Source organism: Caballeronia sp. AZ10_KS36 (genome assembly GCF_023631105.1).
Taxonomy (GTDB): Bacteria; Pseudomonadota; Gammaproteobacteria; order Burkholderiales; family Burkholderiaceae; genus Caballeronia.
Genome location: NZ_JALQDQ010000040.1, coordinates 198,121 through 221,645, shown reverse-complemented (window position 1 = coordinate 221,645; position 23,525 = coordinate 198,121). Strand labels below are relative to the sequence as shown.

22 protein-coding genes are annotated in these 23,525 nt (G+C 63.6%); 5 read left to right on the top strand and 17 right to left on the bottom strand.

Annotated features, from left to right (window positions below; all coding sequences use genetic code 11):
- Positions 1-2: 2 nt before the first annotated feature.
- From NCR35_RS26475 to NCR35_RS26395, 17 genes are all read right to left on the bottom strand, one after another.
- Entirely contained in the window at positions 3-662 is a 660-nt protein-coding gene (locus NCR35_RS26475; RefSeq protein ID WP_350029234.1) for a cysteine hydrolase family protein, read from the bottom strand.
- 4 nt (positions 663-666) lie between these two features.
- Positions 667-1,665, bottom strand: coding sequence for a formamidase (locus NCR35_RS26470; RefSeq protein WP_250536882.1), 999 nt, complete (start codon positions 1,663-1,665; stop codon positions 667-669).
- Between the two features lie 18 nt (positions 1,666-1,683).
- The gene (locus NCR35_RS26465; RefSeq protein ID WP_250536880.1) at positions 1,684-3,276 is read right to left on the bottom strand and encodes an ABC transporter ATP-binding protein; all 1,593 of its coding nucleotides are present in this window, start codon (positions 3,274-3,276) and stop codon (positions 1,684-1,686) included.
- Complete coding sequence (biuH, locus tag NCR35_RS26460) at positions 3,273-3,971, bottom strand: biuret amidohydrolase (RefSeq protein WP_244851614.1); 699 nt, start codon at positions 3,969-3,971, stop codon at positions 3,273-3,275. Before biuH ends, NCR35_RS26465 begins: the two co-directional genes overlap by 4 nt.
- Positions 3,972-3,990: 19 nt before the next feature.
- The gene (locus NCR35_RS26455; protein WP_250475551.1) at positions 3,991-4,917 is read right to left on the bottom strand and encodes an ABC transporter permease; all 927 of its coding nucleotides are present in this window, start codon (positions 4,915-4,917) and stop codon (positions 3,991-3,993) included.
- Positions 4,910-6,034, bottom strand: coding sequence for an ABC transporter permease (locus NCR35_RS26450; protein WP_250536879.1), 1,125 nt, complete (start codon positions 6,032-6,034; stop codon positions 4,910-4,912). Before NCR35_RS26450 ends, NCR35_RS26455 begins: the two co-directional genes overlap by 8 nt.
- A 24-nt stretch (positions 6,035-6,058) precedes the next feature.
- Positions 6,059-7,156 carry a BMP family ABC transporter substrate-binding protein gene (locus tag NCR35_RS26445; protein WP_250536878.1) on the bottom strand — a complete coding sequence of 366 codons (1,098 nt, stop codon included), beginning with the start codon at positions 7,154-7,156 and terminating at the stop codon, positions 6,059-6,061.
- A gap of 634 nt (positions 7,157-7,790) precedes the next feature.
- Positions 7,791-9,530, bottom strand: coding sequence for an ABC transporter substrate-binding protein (locus NCR35_RS26440; protein WP_250536877.1), 1,740 nt, complete (start codon positions 9,528-9,530; stop codon positions 7,791-7,793).
- A gap of 102 nt (positions 9,531-9,632) precedes the next feature.
- Positions 9,633-9,914, bottom strand: coding sequence for a DUF2160 domain-containing protein (locus NCR35_RS26435; protein ID WP_244851619.1), 282 nt, complete (start codon positions 9,912-9,914; stop codon positions 9,633-9,635).
- On the bottom strand, positions 9,914-10,726 hold the full coding sequence (locus NCR35_RS26430) for a carbohydrate ABC transporter permease (RefSeq protein ID WP_244851620.1): 813 nt from the start codon (positions 10,724-10,726) through the stop codon (positions 9,914-9,916). Before NCR35_RS26430 ends, NCR35_RS26435 begins: the two co-directional genes overlap by 1 nt.
- On the bottom strand, positions 10,716-11,612 hold the full coding sequence (locus NCR35_RS26425) for a carbohydrate ABC transporter permease (RefSeq protein WP_250536876.1): 897 nt from the start codon (positions 11,610-11,612) through the stop codon (positions 10,716-10,718). Before NCR35_RS26425 ends, NCR35_RS26430 begins: the two co-directional genes overlap by 11 nt.
- Positions 11,609-12,733 (bottom strand): ABC transporter ATP-binding protein, encoded by a 1,125-nt coding sequence (locus NCR35_RS26420; protein ID WP_250536875.1) that lies wholly within the window; start codon positions 12,731-12,733, stop codon positions 11,609-11,611. Before NCR35_RS26420 ends, NCR35_RS26425 begins: the two co-directional genes overlap by 4 nt.
- Positions 12,720-13,811 (bottom strand): ABC transporter ATP-binding protein, encoded by a 1,092-nt coding sequence (locus tag NCR35_RS26415; protein WP_250536874.1) that lies wholly within the window; start codon positions 13,809-13,811, stop codon positions 12,720-12,722. The genes NCR35_RS26420 and NCR35_RS26415 overlap by 14 nt, the downstream gene beginning before the upstream one ends.
- Positions 13,812-14,074: 263 nt before the next feature.
- The gene (locus NCR35_RS26410; protein WP_250536873.1) at positions 14,075-15,061 is read right to left on the bottom strand and encodes an ABC transporter permease; all 987 of its coding nucleotides are present in this window, start codon (positions 15,059-15,061) and stop codon (positions 14,075-14,077) included.
- Entirely contained in the window at positions 15,058-16,038 is a 981-nt protein-coding gene (locus tag NCR35_RS26405; RefSeq protein WP_250536872.1) for an ABC transporter permease, read from the bottom strand. Before NCR35_RS26405 ends, NCR35_RS26410 begins: the two co-directional genes overlap by 4 nt.
- Entirely contained in the window at positions 16,035-17,606 is a 1,572-nt protein-coding gene (locus NCR35_RS26400; RefSeq protein WP_250536871.1) for a sugar ABC transporter ATP-binding protein, read from the bottom strand. Before NCR35_RS26400 ends, NCR35_RS26405 begins: the two co-directional genes overlap by 4 nt.
- 36 nt (positions 17,607-17,642) lie before the next feature.
- The gene (locus NCR35_RS26395) at positions 17,643-18,770 is read right to left on the bottom strand and encodes a sugar ABC transporter substrate-binding protein (RefSeq protein ID WP_250536870.1); all 1,128 of its coding nucleotides are present in this window, start codon (positions 18,768-18,770) and stop codon (positions 17,643-17,645) included.
- 528 nt (positions 18,771-19,298) lie between these two features.
- On the opposite strand from NCR35_RS26395, the gene NCR35_RS26390 reads away from it, so the two are divergent.
- Genes NCR35_RS26390 through NCR35_RS26370 form a run of 5 tightly spaced genes read left to right on the top strand, consistent with a single transcriptional unit; the run spans position 19,299 to position 23,524 of the window.
- Positions 19,299-20,153: a transporter substrate-binding domain-containing protein gene (locus NCR35_RS26390; protein ID WP_250536869.1), complete on the top strand. Its 855-nt coding sequence runs from the start codon at positions 19,299-19,301 to the stop codon at positions 20,151-20,153.
- Between the two features lie 7 nt (positions 20,154-20,160).
- The gene (locus NCR35_RS26385) at positions 20,161-20,823 is read left to right on the top strand and encodes an amino acid ABC transporter permease (protein WP_250536868.1); all 663 of its coding nucleotides are present in this window, start codon (positions 20,161-20,163) and stop codon (positions 20,821-20,823) included.
- 9 nt (positions 20,824-20,832) lie between these two features.
- On the top strand, positions 20,833-21,486 hold the full coding sequence (locus NCR35_RS26380; protein WP_250536867.1) for an amino acid ABC transporter permease: 654 nt from the start codon (positions 20,833-20,835) through the stop codon (positions 21,484-21,486).
- Entirely contained in the window at positions 21,483-22,292 is an 810-nt protein-coding gene (locus NCR35_RS26375) for an amino acid ABC transporter ATP-binding protein (protein ID WP_284503322.1), read from the top strand. The genes NCR35_RS26380 and NCR35_RS26375 overlap by 4 nt, the downstream gene beginning before the upstream one ends.
- Positions 22,289-23,524 (top strand): M20 family metallo-hydrolase, encoded by a 1,236-nt coding sequence (locus tag NCR35_RS26370; protein WP_250536866.1) that lies wholly within the window; start codon positions 22,289-22,291, stop codon positions 23,522-23,524. The genes NCR35_RS26375 and NCR35_RS26370 overlap by 4 nt, the downstream gene beginning before the upstream one ends.
- Position 23,525: the final 1 nt, after the last annotated feature.

The following is a 23,525-nucleotide window of genomic DNA, read 5'->3' as shown; positions in this document are numbered from 1 at the left end:
AGTCAGGCTTCCTGTAGATCGCCAAGCGTCGCCGTCCATCCGACGATACCGCCCTGCGAGCGAATCATCTCGATGGTCGCGGTCTTGAACGCGGGGATGTAGCTCGCCGTCGCATCCTCGATCAGCATGCATTCGTAGCCGCGGTCGTTCGCTTCCCGCATGCTCGTCTGCACGCACACTTCGGTCGTCACGCCCGCGAACACCAGATGCGTGATGCCGCGTTGCGCCAACTCTTCGCCGAGACGCGTCGCATAGAAAGCGCCCTTGCCCGGCTTGTCGATCACGAGTTCGCCCGCGACGGGCGCGAGCTCATCGACGATGGCATTGCCCGGTTCGCCGCGTATGAGAATGCGGCCCATCGGTCCCATATCGCCGATGCGCGCCTGCGGTGCGCCGCGCAGCCGCTTCGCAGCGGGGCAGTCCGAAAGATCCGGCGCATGCGACTCGCGCGTATACACGACGAGCCAGCCCTCGTTGCGCGCGTGATCGATGAGCCGCGCCACTGTCGGCACGATCGACGCGAGCAGCGACACATCGTTGCCGAGGCTTTCGCCGAAGCCGCCGGGTTCGATGAAATCGCGCTGCATGTCGATGACGATCAACGCCGTATGCGATGCCTCGAAGGTGAACGGCGACGGCCGCGCGCGCGTGATGGCCGGCACGGCGTCAGCCCTCGTAGCGGCGTTCGGGCGCCGGAAAGCCGCATGACGTACCGTCTTTGACGACGACATCCTCATCCCACGGCAGGCGATATTCTCCGCGCACCATGTCCTGCATGAACGTGTACGGGCAATCCTGCGCGCCGCCCTTCACGGCCACGTAGCCGCGATGCCCGAACTGGTAGATGTTGTTTTCGACGCCCCAGTGAATGCGCGCTTCGCGCACGAGATCGGGCCGCATTTCGCAGGTGATGATTTCGTCGGGACGATGGCTGCCTTCCACCATCACCGCGCCGTCGAAATCGCAGAACATGCCCTCGCCCATCGAGTCGAACGTGCCGTCGCTGCCGCACAGACACACGCTCGCGGTCTGCGCGAGATTCTGGAACGCGTTCGACTGATTGGTGACCTTCCATGCATGACGGATCGGCGCGGTATAACCGGCCGTGCGCAGAATGATCTCCGCGCCCTTGTACGCGGCTTCGCGCGCCATCTCCGGAAACATGCCGTCGTGACAGATGATGAGCGAGAGCTTCGCGCCCTTCGGCCCGATGCACACCGGCACGCCGACATTGCCCGGCTCCCACGGCTCCACCGGCACCCAAGGATGCATCTTGCGGTAGTACAGCGCAATCTCGCCCTGATCGTCGATGATGATGCCGCTGTTATACGGATTGCCGCCCGGATTGCGCTCCATGATGGAGAAGCATCCCCAGATGCGATGCTCGACGCAGGCCGCCTTGAATGCCGCCACTTCGGGGCCGTCGAGCGAGCACATGATGGCGTCGTCGGTACTCATCGACAGGCCGTGCAGCATGTATTCGGGGAACACGACGAGATCCATAGCCGGATTGTTGCGCCGCGCCTTGCCCACCATGTCCACGATGCGCCGCGTTTGCGCGGCGAGCTGCGCAGGCGTCGCCACATTCGGATTCTGCAACTGCACGAGTCCCACGACGATGCCTTGCGGCGACTTGTTCAACCCACCGAGACCGCTCGAACTCATTCTTCCTTGCTCCTTTCGTTATGCGTGGACGGTGACCGGCTCCGACGTATCGCGCGTGGCGCTTTCGACGTGGCCGGCCATGTGTCTTCCCAACGCGACGCGATCCGCGCCGCTTGCAGCCGTTTCATGCACGATCCGGCCTTCCGCGATCACCGCGATGCGGTCTGCCAGTTCCAGCAGTTCATCGAGGTCTTCGCTGACGAGCAGCACGGCCGCGCCGCTATCGCGTGCGGCAAGGATGCGCGCGTGAATGTCCGCCACCGACGCGAAGTCGAGCCCGAACACCGGATTCGCGACGATCAGCACATCGACCGCGTGCCCGAGTTCGCGCGCGAGCACCGCGCGTTGCACGTTGCCGCCCGACAGCGTGCCGATGGCGCGTGCAGGCACCGGCGGCCTGACGTTGAATTCGGCGATGAGCCGTTCGGCCCGCTCGCGCATCGCGCGGCGATCGAGCCGCCAGCCGTGGCGCTTCATCGGCGGACGATCGAAGTCGCGCAACGCGAGGTTCTCGGCAACGCTCATGTTCGCGACGCATGCGTTGCGCAACGGTTCCTCGGGCAGCGCGAACACGCGCAGCCGCGTCATTTCCTCCCGCGTCGCGCGATACGGCTCGCCGTGCATGCGCATCTCGCCCGCCTCGACGCGCCGCTGGCCGACGAGCGCCTCGATCAGTTCCTTTTGTCCGTTGCCCGATACGCCCGCGATACCGAGGATCTCGCCCGACTTCACCGCGAGCGAGACTTCGCGCACAGCCGCATGCCCGCGATCGTCGATCACGCTCAGGTTTCGCAACGCGAGGCGCACCGGCGCATCCGCCGGACAAGGCTTGCGCGCAGGGCGCGACTGCGCCAGCTCCGGATCGTCCGATGGCGCTTCGCCGCCCATCATCCATGCCGCGAGCCGGTCGCGGCTCGTGTCCGCCACCGCGCTCGTGCCGACGAGCCTGCCTTTGCGCAGCACGGTCACGTCATCGGCATAGGCCATCACTTCGCGGAACTTGTGCGTGATCATCAGCACCGTCAGTTCGCCGCGCGCGGCGAGATCGCGCATCAGGCCGAGCACTTCATCGGCTTCCTGCGGCGTCAGCACGGAAGTCGGTTCGTCGAGAATCAGAAAACGCTGCTGCAGATACAACTGCTTCAGGATTTCGAGCTTCTGCTTCTCCCCTGCGGCAAGACCGGCGACAGGCGCGTCGAGCGGCAGACGGAAGGGCATCGACCGCATGAACGCCTGCAGCGCGGCGCGTTCCTTCGCCCAGTCGATCTTCCACGGCAGACGTCCTCGCGCGAGCAGCAGGTTCTCTTCCACCGACAAGCCCGCCGCCAGCGTGAAGTGCTGATAGACCATGCCGATGCCGAGCGCCTGCGCATCGCGCGGCGACGCGATCTTCACCTGCCGCGCATCCGCGACGATCTCGCCGTCGTCCAGCACGCCATAGCCGACGAGCCCTTTCACGAGCGTGCTCTTGCCCGCGCCGTTCTCGCCGAGCAGCGCATGGACGGTGCCCGCGCGCACCCTGAGCGTGACGCCGTCGAGCGCAGTGAACGCGCCGAAGCGTTTGGTCGCGCCGAGCACTTCGACGCCCATCGCCTTGATCGAAGCATTCATGGCCGGCTTCCCAGCGCGGCGAGCAGCGCCTTCGAATCGGACACCGTGCCGAAGACGCCGCCCTGCATCAGCACCATGTTGAGCGCGGCGTCGTGGTTGCCGCGGTCGGTCGCGCCGCAGCAGTCCGCGAGAATCGTGCACTCGAAGCCGCGGTCGTTCGCTTCGCGCATCGTCGTGTGGACGCAGACATCCGTCGTGATGCCCGTCAGCACCAGATTGACGATGCCGCGCGTGCGCAGCACCATTTCGAGGTCGGTGGCGCAGAACGAGCCTTTGCCCGGCTTGTCGATGACGATCTCGCCATCCACCGGCTTCAGTTCGTCGATGATCTCCCAACCCGGTTCGCCGCGCACGAGAATCTTGCCGCAGGGTCCTTCATCGCCGATGCCCACGCCTTGCGTTCCCGCGCGGCGGCTTCTCCATCGCTTGTTGGCGGGCAGGTCGGAGAGATCGGGCCGATGCCCTTCGCGCGTATGGATGATCGTGAAGCCCTGCTCGCGCATCAGCGTGAGGACGTTCCTGATCGGCTCGATGGGCGCGCGCGTCATCGAAAGGTCGTAGCCCATCTTGTCGACATACCCGCCGACGCCGCAGAAATCCGTCTGCATGTCGATGATGACGAGCGCGGTGTTCTCAGGGAGCAGGTTGCCGTCGTAAGGCCAGGGATAGGGCCGTGCTTCGATGAAGCGGGTCATGGGTTGCTCCGTGATTAAATCAACGAGTGAGGCTGAGTTCGCCGGGCGCGCCGGCGAGCGTGCGGTCCGGCCGGCAGTTGACGAGCATGATCGCGAGCGTCAGCACATAGGGCGCGGCGTTGAAGAGGTAATAGCCGCTCGTGACGCCGATAGCCTGAAGCGCCGGCCCCAGCGCGCCCGCGGCCCCGAAGATCAACGCGGCCCACAGGCACCGCAACGGCTGCCAGCGCGCGAAGATCACGAGCGCGACGGCCATCAGCCCTTGTCCGCTCGACAGGCCTTCGTTCCAGCTGCCCGGATACACCAGCGACAGATACGCGCCGCCGACACCCGCGAAGAAGCCGCCGGCGGTCGTCGCGAGAATGCGCACGCGCGTGATCGGATAACCCATCGCGCGGGCGCTTTCCGCGTTTTCGCCGACGAGACGCAGCGCCAGACCCCAGCGCGTATGACGCAAGCCCCATTGCAATGCGAACGCGAGCAGCACCCCCGCGATGAACAGCGGATTCACATGCAGCGCGTTGTGCAACTGCGGCGACGACGCCCATGCGCCGAGGTCGATCGACGGCAGCATCGGCGCCTGCGGCTCGATGAACGGCTTGCCGAGATAGAACGCGAGGCCGGTGCCGGCGAGCATCAGCGCAATGCCGAATGCGATATCCGACACGCGCGGCAGCGAGCACACGAGACCGTGCAGGCAGCCGAGCAGCAGCCCGGCGCATCCGGCGGCGAGCACGCCGAGCCACGGCGAACCGGAGAGGTACGCGGCGGCGTAACCGGTCATCGCGCCTGAAACGAGAATGCCTTCGAGCCCGAGATTGACGCGGCCGCCCTTCTCCGTGAGACATTCGCCGATGCTCACGAACAGATACGGCGTGCTGACGCGGATAGCGCCCGCAAAGAGCGACAGCAGGAGCACGGCGACGGGTGAATGTGCATCAAACATGCGTGCCCTCCAGTCCTGCGGCTGAACGCGCGGCCGAGATTGCCTGCAAGCGGATGCGCCATGCCGCGAGACGGCCGCCCATTGCTTCCCACGCGAGCAGGTTGGCAAAGAGGAGTCCCTGCAAGACGAGCGTGGTGGCGTCGGGCAAGCCAAGACGGCGTTGCAGGAGCGACCCACTCGCTTCGATGCCGCCGACGAGGACCGCGCACAACACGATGGCGAGCGGATTCTGGCGCGCGGCGAACGCGACGAGGATGCCTGCATAGCCATAGCCCGCGAGCAGCGAGGCGTTCGCGCTGCCCTGCACCGCCGCGACTTCGAACATGCCGGCGAGGCCCGCCGCCGCGCCGCCCATCGCGCATGCGGCAATGGCGAGCCGGTTCACCGGCAGGCCGACGAGCTTCGCCGCATGATTGTTGCCGCCCGCGACGCGCATCGCGAAGCCCTTGGTGCTGTGTCGCACGAAGACCCATGCCGCGATGCACGCGAGCGCGCCCCACAGCAGGCCCCAGTGCACGTCGAGGCCGGGCAGCGAACCGATGGCGAGCGCATCGGGGACCGGTGGCGTCGACGGTTTATTGAGGCTCGCGGGATCGCGCAACGGGCCTTCGACGAGATGCTTGAACAACGCAATCGCGATATACGACATCAACAGGCTGCTGATGGTCTCGTTGACGCCGCGCAATTGGCGCATTGCGCCGACCGCGCCGATCCACACGCCGCCCGCGAGCATGCCGGCAAGCGCCATCAGCGGGGCGGCCGCGAACCACGGCAACGCGGCGGGCACGTGCGCCGCCACGACGGCCGCGGCCAGTCCGCCGAGCGCGAGCGCGCCTTCGCCCCCGATCACGATCAGCCCGACCTGCGCGGGCAGCGCGACGCACAACGCGGTGAGCATCAACGGAGCGGCGCGCAATAACGTGCTCTGCCATGCGAACGACGAGCCGAACGCGCCCTGCCCGATGAGCACGAGCGCATCGTAGGCGGGTTGTCCCTGCACGATCAGAAACAGCGAGAACAGCGCCAGCGTGCCGACGAGCGCGCACAGCGTGGGTAATGCGGGCAATGCGGGCAATGCGCCGACGGCTGCGCGCGACAACAAGGAAGAAGATGGCATGTCAGCTCCGCTTAGCGAACCCCGTCAGATCTGCCCGACGACGCCCGAGACGAGATAGTTCATGCTCTCCAGCTTGATATCCGTCTGCGCGTAAGCGGCGCCGGACGCGATGGCGCTGCCGCCCTTGTTGTCCTTCAACGGGCCTTTGAAGATGACGTATTCGCCCGCCGCCATCTTCGTCTTGATCGCATCGGCATTCGTCTTGGCGTCCGGCGTGACCTTCGCGCCATAGGGCGACATCTTCACGAAGCCTTGCTTGAGACCGCCGCGCAGGATGTTCGGTTGCGGCTTGCCGGTCTGCGCATCGGTGACGATTTCCCTGAACGGCGTCTGCCAGTCCCATTCCGCTCCGGTCAGATAACCCTTCGGCGCAAGCGCGGCCTGGCTCGCGTGATAACCGCAGCTCATCGCGCCGCGTTTCTCCGCCGTTTCGATGACGACCTTCGGGCCATCGACGTGGCAGGTAAGCACGTCGCATCCTTGATCGACGAGACTGTTGGCCGCTTCGGCCTCCTTGACCGGCATAGACCAGTCGCCGGTGAAGATGACATGCGTCGTGATCGACGGATCGACCGATTGCGCGCCGAGCGTGAACGCGTTGATGTTTCGGAGTACTTGAGGAATTGGCTTGGCGGCGACGAAGCCGAGCTTCTTGCTCTTGCTCACGTGACCGGCCACGACGCCGTTGAGGTACTGGCACTCATCGATATAGCCGAAGTAACTCGCGATATTCGCCGGGTCGCCCTGCTTCCACAGACCGCCGCAATGCGCGAACCGGACCTTCGGATACTTCGCGGCCATCTTGAGCACGTGCGGATCGAAATAGCCGAACGAGGTCGCGAAGATCAGCGTCGCGCCGTCCTGCTCGATCATCGCTTCCATCGTCTTTTGCACGGCGACGGTTTCGGGCACGTTCTCTTCCTCGACCACTTTCACGCCCGGCATTTTGCGGATGACCGCCGCGGCCTGTGCCTGCGCCTGGTTGTAGCCGTAATCGCCCTTGGCGCCGACGTAGATCACGCCGACGGTGAGGTTGCTCGCGCCGAATGCGAGGTCGAACGGCAACGCGCTGCCGAGCGCGAGCGCGCCCGCGCCTTTGATGAACTGGCGGCGATTGGTCATGGTGTGGCTTCCTGTGTGAATGAATGGTCGGAGCGGGGATGCGACGCTGTGCAGGTACGTGCGCCAGCCGCCGAATGAAGTGATGACGCGTGTGCCGCTTTCAGACGCGACGGCGCGGCCATCGTCGGTCGTGGTTGTGCAGATGCCGGGCGGTGAGATACGGCGCGCGTAACAGTCGTGCGCATCGAGCCACGCATCGGCGACGTCGTGCGCGAAGATCGACAGCGAGTGCGCGTGCGTACGTCTCGACGAGCGGACGGACAGTAATCGGCATAGCGGCCGCAGATGCCTGCATGAGTTCAATCTTGAATACAAGTTGAACTCACAATGCACTGTCCATGCCAAGAGAGTTTCCCGGTTTCGGATCAAGGACTTGCCGGAATCAAGTCGAAACAGGTCGACGCACGCTGACCCATTCGAGGTCACGAAGCGGCCAACGATGGTGCGTCGAATCCCGTTGAGGGTGCACTGAGGCGGATATGGGCCACGCCGCGTCGAAGTAGTCGGGCGTGAAGGAGCACTCGACCGTCTAGTGACCGGTACCTCCGGCGCGGTCGCCGTCGCCAAAAGCGCAAAAAAAAGGCGGCGCCGTCAAGCGCCGCCCATCCATAATCACCGAGCACCGGCAGAACCGCTACCGCACCTTGCCCGCCTTCCACGCCGACAGCAACTGCTCATACTTCACTGTCTCGCCCTTCGGTTTTTCGTTGGAAAGCCGCTTCCATGGCGCGTGCTCGTCGGACAGCCACTTGGACGGATCGCTTTGCGGATTGAGTTCCGGCGCGCAAACCTTCATTCCGGCTCGCTGCAAACGGGCCAACACCTGATCCATTTCCTTCGCGAGGTTGTCCATCGCAGCCTGCGGAGTCTTCTCACCCGCCACCGCAGTGCCCACGTTCTTCCACCAGAGCTGCGCCATCTTCGGATAATCGGGCACGTTATTGCCCGTCGGCGTCCACGCGACGCGCGCGGGACTGCGATAGAACTCGATCAGGCCGCCGTACTTGTCCGCGTTTTTCGTGAAGTAGTCGCTATGAATATCGGAGTCGCGAATGAACGTGAGACCGACAATCGACTTCTTGAGCGACACGCTCTTCGACGTGACGAACTGCGCGTACAGCCATGCGGCGGCTCGCTGCTTCGGCGGCGTCGACTTGAAGAACGTCCACGAGCCGACATCCTGATAGCCGTTCTGCATGCCGTCCTTCCAGTAAGCGCCGTGCGGCGACGGCGCCATGCGCCACTTCGGCGTGCCGTCCGCATTCGTGACGTTGCCCGGCTTGAGCATCGAGGCCGTGAACGCCGTGTACCAGAACACCTGTTGCGCAATCCGGCCTTGCGCGGGCACCGGGCCGGCCTCGCTGAAGGTCATGCCCGACGCTTCCGGCGGCGCGTATTTCTTGAGCCAGTCGATGTATTTGGTCGTCGCATAGACTGCTGCCGGGCTGTTGGTGCCGCCCCCGCGCGACACCGACGCACCCACCGGATGGCAGCCGTCCGGCGTCACGCGAATGCCCCATTCGTCGACGGGCATGCCGTTCGGAATGCCCTTGTCGGCTGCGCCCGCCATGGAGAGCCATGCGTCCGTGAAGCGCCAGCCGAGCGATGGGTCCTTCTTGCCGTAATCCATATGGCCGTAGACTTTCTCTCCGTCGATGTTCTTCACATCGTTCGTGAAGAACTCTGCGATGTCTTCGTACGCGGACCAGTTGACCGGCACGCCGAGATCGTAGCCGTACTTCGCCTTGAACTTGTCCTGCAAGTCCTTGCGTGCGAACCAGTCGGCGCGGAACCAGTACAGATTCGCGAACTGCTGGTCGGGAAGCTGATAGAGCTTCTTGTCAGGCGCGGTCGTGAAGCTCGTGCCGATGAAGTCTTTCAAGTCGAGCCCAGGGTTCGTGTATTCCTTGCCCTCCCCTGCCATGTAATCGGACAGCGGAACGATCACGCCATAGCGATAGTGCGTGCCGATCAAGTCGGAGTCCGAAATCCAGCCGTCGTAAATGCTTTGCCCGGATTGCATCGAGGTCTGCAATTTCTCGACGACGTCGCCTTCCTGAATGATGTCGTGTTTCACCTGAATGCCGGTAATCTCACTGAATGCGGCAGCGAGCGTCTTCGATTCGTAGGTATGCGTGTCGATGGTTTCCGACACGACATGAATCTCCTTGACGCCCTGCGATTTGAGTTTCGCAGCGGTGTCGATGAACCATTTCATCTCGTCCATCTGCTGCTGTTTCGAAAGCGTGCTCGGTTGAAACTCGCTGTCCACCCATTTCTGCGCCTCGGGCGTGCCCGCGAGCGCCTGATTCGCAAAGGCGCCTGACACGATGCTCGCCAATGCCAGCGTGACGCTCCGTCTCCTCTGATGCATGGTGTTCTCCTGTCTCTTCCGTGCCCCTTCGACCGTGTCGGCGCCCGCTGGGGGCATCAGCGGAACCGGCAGTTGCCCGTCTTCATCGCATGCGTCCGCTATCTAGCCCTTCCACATGATCGCGAGCAATATCAGCACGGAGGCCGCGAAGCCCGGCCATGAACTGGAGCCCTCGGCGCTGATTGCGAGCCACGCGAGATTGATATACGCCGCAGTCAAGAGGCCGATGAACAGCCGGTCACCGCGTGTCGTCGGGATAGGCAGAAAGCCCTTGCGTTCATGAGTGGGCGAGCGCAGTTCCCATACGGTCATGCCGCCCAGCATCACGACGATGCAGGCGAAGAAGATCGCCACCTCGGGGGTCCAGTACATCCAGGTGAACATCACACTCTCCCCATCGCGAAGCCCTTCGCGATGTAGTTGCGCACGAAGTAGATCACCAGCGCGCCGGGAACGATAGTCAGCACGCCCGCCGCCGAGAGTACGCCCCAGTCCATGCCGGCCGCCGACACGGTCCGCGTCATCACGGCAGCGATAGGTTTCGCGTTGACCGAAGTCAGCGTGCGCGCGAGCAGCAGTTCCACCCAGCTGAACATGAAGCAGAAGAAAGCCGTAACGCCGACGCCCGACTTGATGAGCGGCAGAAAAATCTTCACGAAGAAAGCGGGAAACGTATAACCGTCTATGTACGCGGTTTCGTCTATTTCACGGGAGACGCCCGACATGAAGCCTTCGAGAATCCACACGGCAAGCGGCACGTTGAACAGCATGTGCGCGAGCGCGACGGCAATGTACGTGTCGGTGAGGCCCACGCTCGAATACAGTTGAAAAAACGGCAGCAGGAATACGGCGGGCGGCGTCATGCGGTTGGTCAGCAGCCAGAAGAACATGTGCTTGTCGCCGAGAAAGCGGTAGCGCGAGAACGCGTACGCGGCGGGCAACGCGACGAGCACCGACATCACCGTGTTCATCAGCACGTAGATGATCGAGTTGATGTAGCCCCAGTACCACGAAGGATCGGTGAAGATCACCTTGTAGTTCGCTAGCGTCGCGTGCTGGGGCAGCGTGGCGAAGGTCGCCATGGTTTCCTCGTTCGTGCGCAGCGAGATGGAAACCATCCAGTAAAGCGGAATGAGCGCGAACAGCACATAGACGACGAGCATCGACGTCCGCATCCAGCGGCGCTTATCCTGCATGGTCGGCTCCTTGCGCGGCGATTCCGCCTTTGCCTACGCGGCTCATCCAGCTATAGAGAATGAAGCAAAGCAGCAGAATGATGAGGAAATAGATCAGCGAAAAAGCCGCCGCCGGGCCGAGGTCGAACTGACCGACCGCTTTCTGAGTCAGATACTGACTGAGGAATGTCGTGGAATTGCCGGGGCCGCCGCCTGTCAGCACGAACGGCTCGGTGTAGATCATGAAGCTGTCCATGAAGCGCAGCAGCACGGCGATCATCAACACGCCGCGCATCTTCGGCAGTTCGATGTAGCGAAATACCGCGAAGCGGCTCGCGCCGTCTATTTCCGCGGCTTGATAGAAGGCGTCCGGGATCGCGCGCAATCCCGCATAACACAGCAGCGCGACGAGCGGCGTCCAGTGCCAGATGTCCATCACGAGCACGGTGATCCATGCGGCCGTAGGACTCGCCGTGTAGTTGTAGTCGAAGCCGAGACTATTCAGCCAGTAGCCGAGCAGGCCGATATCCGGCCGCCCGAAGATCTGCCAGATCGTACCCACCACGTTCCATGGAATCAGCAACGGCATGGCAAGCACGATGAGCGTCGCCGATGCGCGCCATCCGGAAGCCGGCATCGACAATGCGAGGCCCACGCCCAATGGAATCTCGAACAGCAGAACGCACGCGGAGAATATGACCTGTCTGCCGAGCGCCTCGCGCAAATCCGGATCGGTCATGATGTTGCGAAACCATTCGGTACCGACGAACACGTGCTGAGTCGGCCCGATGATGTCCTGCACCGAATAATTGACCACCGTCATCAGCGGCAGAATCGCGGAGAACGCGACGCAGACGAATACCGGAATGACCAGCAGCCATGCCTTCTGATTGACGGGCTTGTTCATCGCGCGGCCCCTTCGAGAATGCGGGTTTCGATTCGTTCGTCGTTGCAGAAGAACACGGTCTCAGGCGCGATGAGATGCAGCCACGCAGGACCGTCGACCACCCTTAGATGCGGCTCCAGCTTCGCATTGAAAACATGGCCGTCGCATTGCAGAGTGACCAGTTGATAGTTGCCGAGTTGCTGCGCGCGCAGCACTTGCGCGGCGACCGCACCGGCTTCTCCTTGCTGCGAGAGGCGGACGAACTCGGGGCGAATCCCCAGCTTGAGCGCGCCGCTCGACTGCTGATGCGCGTCCCGTAGCGTGGCAAGCGTGCGGGCGTCGAGCGGCAAGCGCTGCGAGCCGATTCTGGCGCCTTCGGAGTCGAGTTCGATCGGACACAGGTTCATGCCGGGACTGCCGATGAAGTAGCCTACAAAAGCGTGATCCGGCCGCAAAAAGAGCGCATCGGCTCCTCCTTTCTGAACGATGCGGCCATTGGTCATGACCACGACTTCGTCGGCGAAAGTCAGCGCTTCGACCTGATCGTGCGTCACGTAGATCAGCGTGAGCTTCAGTTGCTGGTGGATCTTCTTCAGCTGACGGCGCAGCATCCACTTCATGGCGGGGTCGATCACGGTCAACGGTTCGTCGAAGAGAATCGCCGCGACGTCCTTGCGCACGAGGCCGCGCCCGAGCGAAATTTTCTGTTTGGCGTCGGCGGCGAGATTGCTCGCCTTCATCGGCAGGTCGCGCGTCATATCGAGAATGTCCGCGACTTCGTGCACGCGCTTCTTGACCTCGGCGGCCGGCAACTTGCGATTCCGTAGCGGAAACGCGAGGTTCTCGAACACGGTCATCGTGTCGTAGACCACGGGGAACTGAAACACCTGCGCGATGTTGCGCTGACGTGCGCCGAGCGCCGTCACGTCGCGTCCGTCGAACAACACCTTCCCCTCGGACGGCGTGACGAGCCCCGACACGATGTTCAGTAGCGTGGTCTTGCCGCACCCCGACGGGCCGAGCAACGCATAAGCGCCGCCGTCGTCCCAGACCATGCTCATGGGTTGAAGCGCGTAGTCGTCGCGCGTCGCGGGTCCTGGTCCGTAAGCGTGCGCGAGATTCGAGAACTCAATGCGCGCCATGAGCGGCCTCCGGGCGGGACACCAGCCGGGTATCCGCGCCGAACACGAACAGTTCTCGTGGGTCGATGAAAACGTCGAGCTCGGTGCCGAGTTCGATCTGATGCACGCCCTGCAACTGCGCAACGAGATTGACCGCGCCGGTCAGCGTGCGCACATGCAGGTACGTTTCCGAGCCGCTCAGTTCAGCGAGTTCGAGCCGGCAGCGAACGGCGATCGCATGAGAAGCGTTCGGCTGAAGACGCAGATGCCCCGGCCGGATGCCGATGCGGCACGCGCCGTTCACAGCGTCACCGTGCCGGACCGGAACCTCCACGCCGATCGGCAGACGCGCGCGGCCGTTGGCGCAGTCGCTCGTCAGCATGTTCATCGGCGGGTCGTTGAAAACAGCCGCGGCGGCGACGTCGATCGGGGCGTTATAGACATCCAGCGTGGGACCGAACTGCAGGACGCGGCCTTTATCGACGATCGCCGTATAGCCGCCCAACAGTAACGCTTCGAGAGGTTCGGTCGTCGCGTAGACGACCGTGGTGTTGCCGTCGGCGAAGAGCGTAGTCAGTTCCATGCGCAATTCCTCGCGCAGCTTGTAATCGAGATTGACGAGCGGCTCGTCGAGCAGCACCAGCGACGTACGCTTCACGAGCGCACGCGCGAGCGCGCAGCGCTGCTGTTGTCCGCCCGACAGTTCGCCGGGCCGTCGCTCAAGCAGATGATCGATATGCAGCTTGGCTGCGACTTCGTGCACGCGCCGGCGGATATCGGCGGCGTCGGTCTTTTGCAGGCGCAAAGGCGAGGCGATGTTTTCGAAAACCGTCATCGCCGGGTAGTTGATGAACTGCTGATAGACCATCGCGAGATTGCGCCGGCGCACGCTGACGCCGGTCACATCCTGGCCGTCGACGAGCACTCGGCCTTCGTTCGGCCTGTCGAGACCCGCCATGACCCGCATCAGCGTGGTTTTACCGGCCTGCGTGGGTCCGAGAAGCACATTGATGGCGCCTGGGACGAGGCGCAAATCCACGCCGTAAAGATACGGTTGCCCGCCAGAAACGACACTGACTCGCTCCAGTTCCAGAACCAAATCGCTCTCCTTTGCGGCGTGCGCGACGCCAGTCGCAGAGGCGGCGCTTCAGTGCGGCGTCGATTGGATTTCGCTTGGATTACGTGCAGCAGCCAAAATGTCCCTTTTGTTGGATTCCGTTTAAATCGGGGTAAACCTTACGACAGGAAGAAAAGGACACGGCAACGGACGAGGCAAGGACATGAACGCCAGAAGAAAGTCACCGCCGGCTCGGCACGGACTCGCATTTGCGGACCTACAGCGACGAGCGATTGCCCCGCTTCCTACGCCTGCCGCTTGCTGCGCCCGTACAGCAGCAGCATCGCCGCGATCACGACGCCATAGATGATCTGGCGTCCTGCCTCCGGCATCTGCGCGACGGAAAGGATCGACTGTAGAAGCGTGATGAGAATCGCGCCGGCCACGGTGCCAAGGTACGATCCCCGGCCGCCCAGTATCGACGTGCCGCCCAGCACGACCGCCGCGATGGCGGGCAACAGGTAGGCATCGCCCATCGACTGCGCGGCCTTCGATGCGTACCCCGCCAGCAGCACGCCGCCGAAGGCCGCGAACCCGCTGCACACGGCAAACGCGGCCACGGTGACCAGTCGCGTATTGATGCCCGAAAGATAGGCCGCGCGTTCCGTGTTGCCGATGGCGTACAGCGTCCGGCCGAAGGTCGTGCGCGACAGCAGGAACATCGTGGCGGCGCCGATGACGACCCACAGCGCCACCGCGTTCGGCACGCCCGGCACGAGCCAGCCTGCCGCGAGCCATCGCATCACGTCAGGCGCGGAATCCTGCGGCGACGATCCCCCCGTGTAGACGATCATGATGCCCTGCGCGACGGCATTGGTCGCGAGCGTCGCGATCATCGACGGAATGCGCAGCAGCGCGACGAGCACGCCGTTGACGATGCCGATCAGCACGCCGCAACCGATGCCAGCGGGAATCGCGAGCACGCGTCCGAGGTCGCCTTGTCCCGCGACGGCGCACGCCATCATTGCGCCGACGGTGATCGTCCACGGCAGCGACAAGTCGATATGGCCGAGCAGGATCACCATCATCAGCCCGGTCGCGATAATGCCGAGAAACGCGCCGACCTTCAGCTGCAAGAGGATGTACTCCGGCGACGTGAAGCTGCGCGAGAACATGCCGCCGACGAGCAGCAGCGCGACGATGCACCCGAACGCGATCAAGATCGGCTTGTCGATTCTGCGCGCGAGCCTCGACACGAACGTCGTCCGGCCGTTTGCGGAAACGTCGCTCATTGGAACCACTCCAGGCGGTTGCGGACCCTGAACAGCCCGCGCGCGCCGATAGAAACGGCGAGCAACAGGATGATGCCCTGAAAGAGCGGCTGCCACAGCGCATCGACGTTGAACACGAACAGCAAGTCACCGATCGAGCGGAAGGCGAATGCGCCGAAGATCGCGCCGACCGCGCTGCCCCGACCGCCCAGCAGCGACACGCCGCCGATCACCACGGCCGCGATCGAAAATAAGGTGTACGAATTAGCGCTGCCGAGGCTCGCTTCGCCGGTGTCCGTGAAGAACGTCAGAAACAGCCCTCCGATCGCGGCAAGCAGTCCGGCGAGCGTGTAGCTCATCAGCTTCGCCCGTCGGATAGGCATGCCCGACAGAAAGGCCGCTGGCTCGGAAGAGCCGGTCGCGTAAGCCGCGCGCCCGAGGGCCGAGCGCTTGAAGGGCACCCAGACGAACACCACGGCCGCAAGAAGAATCAGCAGGCTCGCCGGCACCACGCCCGCGACCTTGCCGGTCAGGGCGTCGGCGAGATCCTCGTTGATCGATCCGCCGGGCACCGGGCGCAGCAGCAGCGCCAGTCCGTAATAGACGGCGCCCGTGGCGATGGTCGTGACGATCGGTTGCAGGCGGCCGAAGATGATGATGACGCCGTTGAGCGCGCCGCACAGCGCGCCCGCCGCGAGCACGCCAGCGATGCCGAGCGCGCTGTGCGACGCGTCGCCCGTCACCATCCACGATGCAAGGCAGTTCGTGAGCACGAGCATCATGCCGATCGAGAGGTCGATGCCCGCGGTCAGCACGACGAGCGTCTGGCCCATCGACACCAGCGCGAGCAACACCGCCTTGTTCGCCGCCGTCTGGATGACGTTCGCCGACAGGCTGGACGGATAGTTGAAGAGGTAGATCGCGAACATCAGCACGAAGAGGCCGAACGCGAACGCCGACCCGCGATTTTCCGCGTACCAGTAACGCAAGCCGCTCATGGCGCGACTCCTTCTGAAGCCGAAGTTTGACCGACCGGCAAGTCGAGCGCACTGGCAATGAGGCTTTGCTCGGTGATGGCCGAACCTGCGAGTTCCTTCTTGATCCTGCCTTCGTAGAGTACGAGCACGCGGTCGCAGCAGCCGATCAGCTCGTCGTAGTCGGTCGAGTAGAAGACGATGGCGGCGCCTTCGTCGGCGAGGCGCCTGAGCAGCTGATAGATCTCCTGTTTCGTGCCGACGTCGATGCCGCGCGTCGGATCGCAGAGCAGCAGGATTCTCGGCTGCCGGATCAGCCATTTCGCGATGACCACCTTCTGCTGGTTGCCGCCCGATAGCGAGTCCACGGCGGCATCGAGGCTGAACGACTTGATCGCAAGCAGGCTCATCATCCGGTCGACGAACGACTGCTGGCGGCCGCGATCGATCACGCCCGCCGTGGACATGCGATCGAGCGCGGCAAACGACAGGTTCTCGCGCAAGGACATCGGCAGCATCAGCCCTTCGGTCTTGCGATCCTCGGGAATCAGCGCCATGCCGATCCGGTCGGCGCGGGCCGCGCGGGGGCTCGCAACGGAAACAGCACGGCCATCGATCTCGATCTCGCCCGCGCAACCGCGCAGCACGCCGAACAACGCGAGCAACAACTCTCGCTGGCCTTGTCCGTCGAGGCCGCCCAGCCCGAGAATTTCGCCGCGCCGCAACGAAAAGCTGACGCCTCGAAGCGTGTCGTTCCACGCGAGATCGCGGCAGGCGAGCACGGGTTTGACGGCGCTGCTTGGCGTAGCTTCGTCGACTTCGCGTTCGGGCTTGTCGGGGAAAACGTGCTGATACTTCCGCCCGATCATCATCTCGACGACCTCGTTGTCGGTGCGCGTGCCCGCCTCGAAACTCATCACATGACGGCCGTTTCGGTAGACGGTGCATTCGTCGGCGAGTGCTTTCACCTCGTGCATCCGGTGCGAGATAAAGAGCAGCGCGAGCCCTTCCTCGCGCAGGCGCTTGAGCACTTCGATCACGCGCGCCACGTCGGCTGCGGTCAGCGCCGAAGTCGCCTCGTCGAGAATCAGAATGCGCGGCTCGTGCGCGAGTCCCTTGGCGAGTTCGACCATCTGCTGGCGCGACAGCGGCAGGTCGCGGACTTTCGCGAGCGGATTGATGTCGGGCGCGCCCGCGCGAGCGAGCGCGGCCTCGGCCTGGCGGCGCTGCGCCCGGCGATCGATCATGCCGAAGCGGCGCGGCGGATTCGACGCGAAGATGTTGTCCGCCACGCTGAGATCGGGCACCAGCGACAGCTCCTGATACACGCAGACGATGCCGGCCGCGTTGGCTTCGGCCGGCGACGCAAACGAGACTTCGCGGCCGTCGAGATGCATCGTGCCCTTGTCCGGCTGCACGACGCCCGACATCACCTTCAAAAGCGTGGACTTGCCCGCGCCGTTTTCGCCGAGGACCGCGTGAATGCGTCCCCTGCGCACCGCAAGCTCCGCGTGATCCAGCGCGACGGCGCCGCCATAGCTCTTCGAAATCCCGGACATCTGAAAGAACGGCTGCTCTGCATCCCGCCGCATGCTTCGTCTCCCGTCTTCTCGTCGGCGATGATCCGCTTATTGATTACCCTGACTCTGCTTCATGATTTCCTGCGCCGAGAAGTTGATGCCGCACGTCGGAAAAGAGTTGCCGACGAAGAAGTTGTCGGACTCGTTCGGGAAGTAGTTGACGCCAGCCTTGAGCTTCGAATCGTCCGTGATATCGAGCGGCAGCTTGATCGCGACCGGTATCGTCTGGCCGTCGAGCGCGGCCAGCGCCGTCTTGATCGCGACGGCCACCTGCGCGGGACCGCTTCCCGCCGACGTGCATTTCAGGCCCTGGCTGCCATACTGCGCGCAGAACTTGCGAAAGCCGTTCTCCGTTTCGCCGCCGAACGGCACGAACGGATGCTTCGCGTCCAGCATCGCGCGCACGACACCCGTGTCGCCGCCCTGCGCCGATATGCCATCGAAATGGCCCTGTACCGCGATTGCGTCGGCGGCGGCCTTCTGCGCGACGCCGTCGTCCCACTTGCCATAGACCTGGACGATGTTCCACTTCTTGCCGGTCTGCTCCAGCGTCTTCTGGAAGCCGTTGTGCCGGTCCGTGTCGACCGATGTGCCTGCCACGCCGCGAACTTCGAGCACCTTGCCGCCGTTCGGCACATGATCCGCGAGCCACTTGGCCCACAGCACGCCGAGCCCGTACTGGTCGACGTCGACGTTGATCGCGTCTTCGCTGTCGAGTGTGTTGTCGAATGCGATCAGCACGACGCCGGCCTTCTTCGCGCGGCGAATCGCCGGTCCGAACGAGGACGGGTTCTGCGCATCCACGATGATCGCGTCGTAGCCCGCGTCGATGAAGTTGTTGACGGCCGAGATCTGCGCCGGCACGTCCTCGCCTGTCGAGACGACCTTGAATTCCTTCAGCTTCGCGGCGACTGCCGGTTGCGCGGTGTAGGCCTTGGCCGTCTTGATCATCTGAATGCGCCAGGTGTTCGCGATATAGCCGTTCACGAGCGCAATCCGGTACGGCGCGTTCTTCTTCGGATACTTGATGAACTTGGTGTCGCTCTTCCACGGGACCATGCACGTGGGGTCGCTGGCCGGGCCCGAAACAATTGAAGCCTGCGCGAAGGCCGCGCTTGCGCCTAGCGCGAGCGCCGTAGTCACTGCCACTCGAAGCACCTGGATTCCTGCAAGCATGGCGTCTCCTCTTTGTTGGAATGGACTTACCGGCTGCTGGCGCACATGGCACGTCGTGATGCGCGGCACGATGTGCGAGGCCCGTGCGAGAGGCCAGAACGGCACGCGCGTACGCGTTCGCGTCTGACAGTACTGACTTACCTAGCCACGCGCGATAGTGGTTTACGAGCGTGCGCAATGCCTGCCGAAGCCGTGGTCGATTCACATCGATCTGCGCTGAAGGAATGCTGCGTTGCACATGAACGGACATGTCGATTCGATGATGCTCCGCTGGACCGCGGCAGCCGCAGACGCTCTCGCTCGTGCCCGCGAGGCATTACCGCGCCGCTCACTCCAAACCGGTGCACGAGGTACGCGGCGGTGCATCCGCCGAGCCCTTTCTCCCCTCTTCCAGTGCATGTCGGCAGGCGAAGGCCCGTGCGTCGTGGGGTGTCACGTTGGCACGCTTCATGCCTAATGAATCCCGTTCACGTTACTTGAATATCCTTCCTGGTGTTTTCAAAATCGTTTATCCGCAACGGGAGTGTCATGAACAAACGTCTTCGCCATTTGCTGACCGTGCTCACGGGCGCACTCGCGCTCAACGCCGCTTCGCCGTCATTCGCGCACGCGGACGATCTGCTCGGCCGCATCAAATCCAACAAGGAAATCACGATTGCGACGGAAGCGCGTTACGCGCCTTTCGAATACGTCGATAACGGCAAGATCGTCGGCTATGACGCCGACTTGATGGCCTACGTCCTCAAGTCCCTGCCGGACGTGAAGGTCAAGCAACTCGACCTGCCCTTTCAGGGTTTGCTGCCCGGTCTCGATGCGAAGCGCTTCGACATCGTCGTGACTGCGGTGACTGTCAACAAGGACCGCGCGGATCACTTCGCGTTCACAGTGCCCGTCGCCGATGCCACGACCGGCGTGCTCACCCGCGCCTCCGATGCATCGATCAAAGCGCCCAACGATCTGAACGGCAAGGTGGTCGGCTCGCAGACCGGCTCGGCGCAGTTGCAGGCGCTGATGGCGCTCGACAAGAAGCTCAAGGACGCGGGCGGTCCGGGTCTCAAGCAAATCAAGCAATACGTCGCGTTCGACGAAGCGTATGCGGACCTCGCCGTCGGCCGGCTCGATGCCGTCGCACAATCCGTCGCCAATCTCGGGCCGCTGATGAAGTCGCGTCCGGGCGTGTTCGCGGTGCTGCCGCAGACCATCGGTCCGAAGAGCTACTTTGCGTGGGTCGCGCGCAAGGACACCGACAGCGCCGCGCTGCTGAAGCTCTTCAGCGATGGCATCGCGAAAGCAAACAGCGACGGCACCATGAAGAAGCTGCAGGAGAAATGGTTCGGCTCGACGATGGACGTTCCGGCTACGCTCCCCGCGCCTTCCATCTGACATCGCCATGAAAGGTCCCGATCTGCTCACGCGCTCAATCGGCTACTTGCCGCAATTGCTCGACGGCGCGCTGACGACGCTTCTGCTATCGGCGGTCGCCGTGTGCTGCGGCTTCTTCGTCGGCGTGTTCGTCTACACGATGTCGGTCAGCGACAGCCGCCTGATGCGCGCAACGGCGCGGGTGTATGTCAGCGTGCTGCGCGGCACGCCCGTGCTCGCGCAACTGCTGGTGTTCTATTACGTGCCGTCCGCGCTCGGGCTGGCGTTGCCGGGGCTCGCGGCAGCGGTGATCGGGCTGTCGCTCAATACCGGCGCGTATCAATCGCAGATCCTGGGCGCGGGCTTTCGCTCCATCGCGCCGGGGCAGATCGAGGCGGCATCGACGTTCAATCTCACGCGGCGTCAGACCTTGTGGCATATCGAAGTGCCGCAGGTCGTGCGTGCGACGCTGCCGGCGCTGGTGTCCGAGATGATCGATATCGTCAAGGCGTCGGCGGTGGTGTCGGTCATCTCCGTAACGGATCTGATGCGCGTGGGACAGCAGCTTTCGTCGTCCACGTACCGGCCGCTTGAGGTGTATGCACTGGCCGCGGTGTTTTATCTGGCGATCACGTCGCTGCTGGCGGGCGCGGGTCATGTGTACGCGCTGCGTGCAACTCGGCGTGCGTGAGGAATCGGCATGCATAACTTTCTCGCGCTCTTTCCGCGCTTCATCGAGGCAATGGGCATCACGCTCCAAGTGAGCATGCTTGCGGCGCTTATCGGCATCGTCGCGGGGTTCGCCTTGAACGCGATGCGTCTCGCGCTCGGCCGTCCGTTCAGGTTCGTATATGGCGCGTTCGTCTGGCTGGTGCGCGGCACGCCTTATCTGTCTCAGCTCGTGATCGTCTATTTCGGGCTGCCGGTCATCGGCATGACGCTGACGGCCGTTCAGGCCACGATTCTTTCGCTCGCGTTCTACTCGAGCGCCTATTTCGCAGAACTCTTTCGCGCTGCATGGGCGAGCGTTCCACGCGGCCAGCTCGAAGCCGCCGCCGCATTCGGCGTGAGCCGGCGCGACGCATTTCGCGCCATCGAGTTACCGCAGGCGCTCGCGTTCGCCGCGCCGCTGATCGCGAACCAGACCATTCTCGTCATCAAGGAGAGCGCGGTCGCGTCGATCATCACGGTGCCTGAATTGACGTTGACGGCAAGCGATATCGTCGCATCGAGCTACACGTATATCGGGCCTTATGCGCTCTTGATCGCGTGTTACTGGCTGCTCACGCAAGCCGTCTCGCTGATCGCGCAGGCGGCCACATCCCGCATCTCGTTTCTGAAGAAGACATCATGAGCGACCTTCCGATTCTCAAGCTGCGCGCCGTCGGCAAGTCGTACGGCGAGAACCGCGTGCTCAAGGGCATCGACCTGGACGTGATGCGCGGCGAGATCGTCACGCTGATCGGGCCGTCCGGTTCGGGCAAGACCACCGCGTTGCGCTGCATGAACTTTCTCGAAGCCTACGACGAAGGCGAAGTGTGGATCAAAGGCCAGTTGCTCGGCTATCGATCGGAGGGACGCACGGCGAAGGACCGCGACACTGAAGCGACCATCGCCGAGGTGCGCCGTCCCATATCGATGGTCTTCCAGCAATTCAACCTCTGGCCGCACATGACCGCGCTCGACAACGTCGCGACGCCGCTCGTGCTCGCCAAAAAAATGAACAGACGTGAAGCGCGCGAAATGGCGCAGGCTGCGCTCAAGCGCGTGGGTCTGGAACACAAGGCCGATGCGTATCCGGCACGACTGAGCGGCGGACAGCAACAGCGCGTGGGCATTGCGCGGGCGCTGGCCATCGAACCGGAAGTGATTCTGCTCGATGAGCCTACATCCGCACTCGATCCCGAACTCGTCGAGGAAGTGCTCAACGTCATTCGCTCGCTCGCGCAGGAGGGCATGACGATGGTGATGGTCACGCATGAGATGAGCTTCGCCGCGAAGATCTCCGACAAGGTCGTGTTCATGGAAGCGGGAAAGATCGTCGAAGCCGGATCGCCTTCGCAGTTGTTCGGCAATACGCGCACGCCGCGGTTGCAGCAATTCCTGAAACCGTGGCTCGAACGCAGCTTGACGATTGCAAGCGAAGGAGCGACGTCGTGATCGCAAGAAAGATAGCGGACGCCGTGGACCAGGACCGTCTGCTCGAATCGATCGACACGCTCGCCGCCTTCGGCGCGCGCCGCGACGGCGGCGTGGACCGACCCGCGCTCGGCGAACGGGATATCGAAGCACGACGCTTTCTGATCGACCGTGCGCGTGCGCTCGGATGCAGCGTGCATGTCGATGCGTGCGCGAACCTGTTCTTCCGCCGCGAAGGCGATGCGGCGCTTGCGCCGGTGATGACCGGAAGCCACATCGACACGCAGCCGACCGGCGGCAAGCTCGATGGCTGTTACGGTGTGCTGGCGGGCTTCGAAGTGCTCGCTGCATTGAACGATGCGAACGTGCGCACGCGCCGCCCGTTCGAAGTCGCCATCTGGACGAACGAGGAAGGCACGCGCTTTTCTCCGGGCGCGATGGGGTCGAGCGCGTTCGTCGAGCCGTCGCGCATGGCGCGTTATGCGGATGCGCGAGATTCGAGCGGCATGACCTTGAGCGCGGCGCTGGACCATCACAGCAGCGCGTTTCCCGAGTTGCCTCAACGTGCGCAGCGTGAAGCCGCACATGCTTTCGTCGAACTTCACATCGAACAGGGTCCGCAACTCGAAGACGCCGATGTGCCGCTTGCCGTCGTCAGCGGCATTCAGGGCGTGCGCTGGTATGCGTTTCACGTGCAAGGCATCGCGGCCCACGCGGGCACCACGCCGATGCCGCTGCGCCGCGACGCGATGACGCTCGCCATCGCGCTGCGTCAGGAACTCGATGCCGTCGCGCACGAACTCGGCCGCGCCGATACGCGCGTCACGTTCGGGCGCTGGAGCATCGAACCGAATTCGATCAACACGATCCCGTCGACGGTGAGCTTCACCATCGACTTTCGTCATCCGGACGCGACCGTGCTCGCCGCGTTCGATCAGCACGCGCACGCCATCGCGCAACGTCATGGCGCGCGCATCGAAGCCTTGTTTACGCATGCGCCTGTCGCGTTCGATGCGTCGGTGTTGTCGTGTATCGACCAAGCGTGCCGCGCGCTGGATGCCCGGGCGCTGCATCTGACCTCGGGCGCGTTCCACGACGCGATGTATCTCGCAACGCATTGCCCGACCGGAATGATCTTCGTGCCGAGCATCGACGGCATCAGCCACAACCCCGCCGAAGCAACGGACGCCGGACATCTCGTACTCGGCGCACGCGTGCTCGCCCATTGCCTCACCACACTCTGCAACGACTAAA

Excerpts from the sequence above, each read along its gene's own strand:
- biuH (WP_244851614.1), bottom strand. The coding sequence starts at position 3,971 with ATGACCCGCTTCATCGAAGCACGGCCCTATCCCTGGCCTTACGACGGC.
- NCR35_RS26395 (WP_250536870.1), bottom strand. The coding sequence starts at position 18,770 with ATGCTTGCAGGAATCCAGGTGCTTCGAGTGGCAGTGACTACGGCGCTC.
- NCR35_RS26440 (WP_250536877.1), bottom strand. The coding sequence starts at position 9,530 with ATGCATCAGAGGAGACGGAGCGTCACGCTGGCATTGGCGAGCATCGTG.
- NCR35_RS26430 (WP_244851620.1), bottom strand. The coding sequence starts at position 10,726 with ATGCAGGATAAGCGCCGCTGGATGCGGACGTCGATGCTCGTCGTCTAT.
- NCR35_RS26455 (WP_250475551.1), bottom strand. The coding sequence starts at position 4,917 with ATGTTTGATGCACATTCACCCGTCGCCGTGCTCCTGCTGTCGCTCTTT.
- NCR35_RS26445 (WP_250536878.1), bottom strand. The coding sequence starts at position 7,156 with ATGACCAATCGCCGCCAGTTCATCAAAGGCGCGGGCGCGCTCGCGCTC.
- NCR35_RS26435 (WP_244851619.1), bottom strand. The coding sequence starts at position 9,914 with ATGTTCACCTGGATGTACTGGACCCCCGAGGTGGCGATCTTCTTCGCC.
- NCR35_RS26385 (WP_250536868.1), top strand. The coding sequence starts at position 20,161 with ATGAAAGGTCCCGATCTGCTCACGCGCTCAATCGGCTACTTGCCGCAA.
- NCR35_RS26405 (WP_250536872.1), bottom strand. The coding sequence starts at position 16,038 with ATGAGCGGCTTGCGTTACTGGTACGCGGAAAATCGCGGGTCGGCGTTC.
- NCR35_RS26380 (WP_250536867.1), top strand. The coding sequence starts at position 20,833 with ATGCATAACTTTCTCGCGCTCTTTCCGCGCTTCATCGAGGCAATGGGC.
- NCR35_RS26390 (WP_250536869.1), top strand. The coding sequence starts at position 19,299 with ATGAACAAACGTCTTCGCCATTTGCTGACCGTGCTCACGGGCGCACTC.
- NCR35_RS26450 (WP_250536879.1), bottom strand. The coding sequence starts at position 6,034 with ATGCCATCTTCTTCCTTGTTGTCGCGCGCAGCCGTCGGCGCATTGCCC.
- NCR35_RS26375 (WP_284503322.1), top strand. The coding sequence starts at position 21,483 with ATGAGCGACCTTCCGATTCTCAAGCTGCGCGCCGTCGGCAAGTCGTAC.
- NCR35_RS26465 (WP_250536880.1), bottom strand. The coding sequence starts at position 3,276 with ATGAATGCTTCGATCAAGGCGATGGGCGTCGAAGTGCTCGGCGCGACC.
- NCR35_RS26410 (WP_250536873.1), bottom strand. The coding sequence starts at position 15,061 with ATGAGCGACGTTTCCGCAAACGGCCGGACGACGTTCGTGTCGAGGCTC.
- NCR35_RS26400 (WP_250536871.1), bottom strand. The coding sequence starts at position 17,606 with ATGCGGCGGGATGCAGAGCAGCCGTTCTTTCAGATGTCCGGGATTTCG.
- NCR35_RS26470 (WP_250536882.1), bottom strand. The coding sequence starts at position 1,665 with ATGAGTTCGAGCGGTCTCGGTGGGTTGAACAAGTCGCCGCAAGGCATC.
- NCR35_RS26420 (WP_250536875.1), bottom strand. The coding sequence starts at position 12,733 with ATGGCGCGCATTGAGTTCTCGAATCTCGCGCACGCTTACGGACCAGGA.
- NCR35_RS26425 (WP_250536876.1), bottom strand. The coding sequence starts at position 11,612 with ATGAACAAGCCCGTCAATCAGAAGGCATGGCTGCTGGTCATTCCGGTA.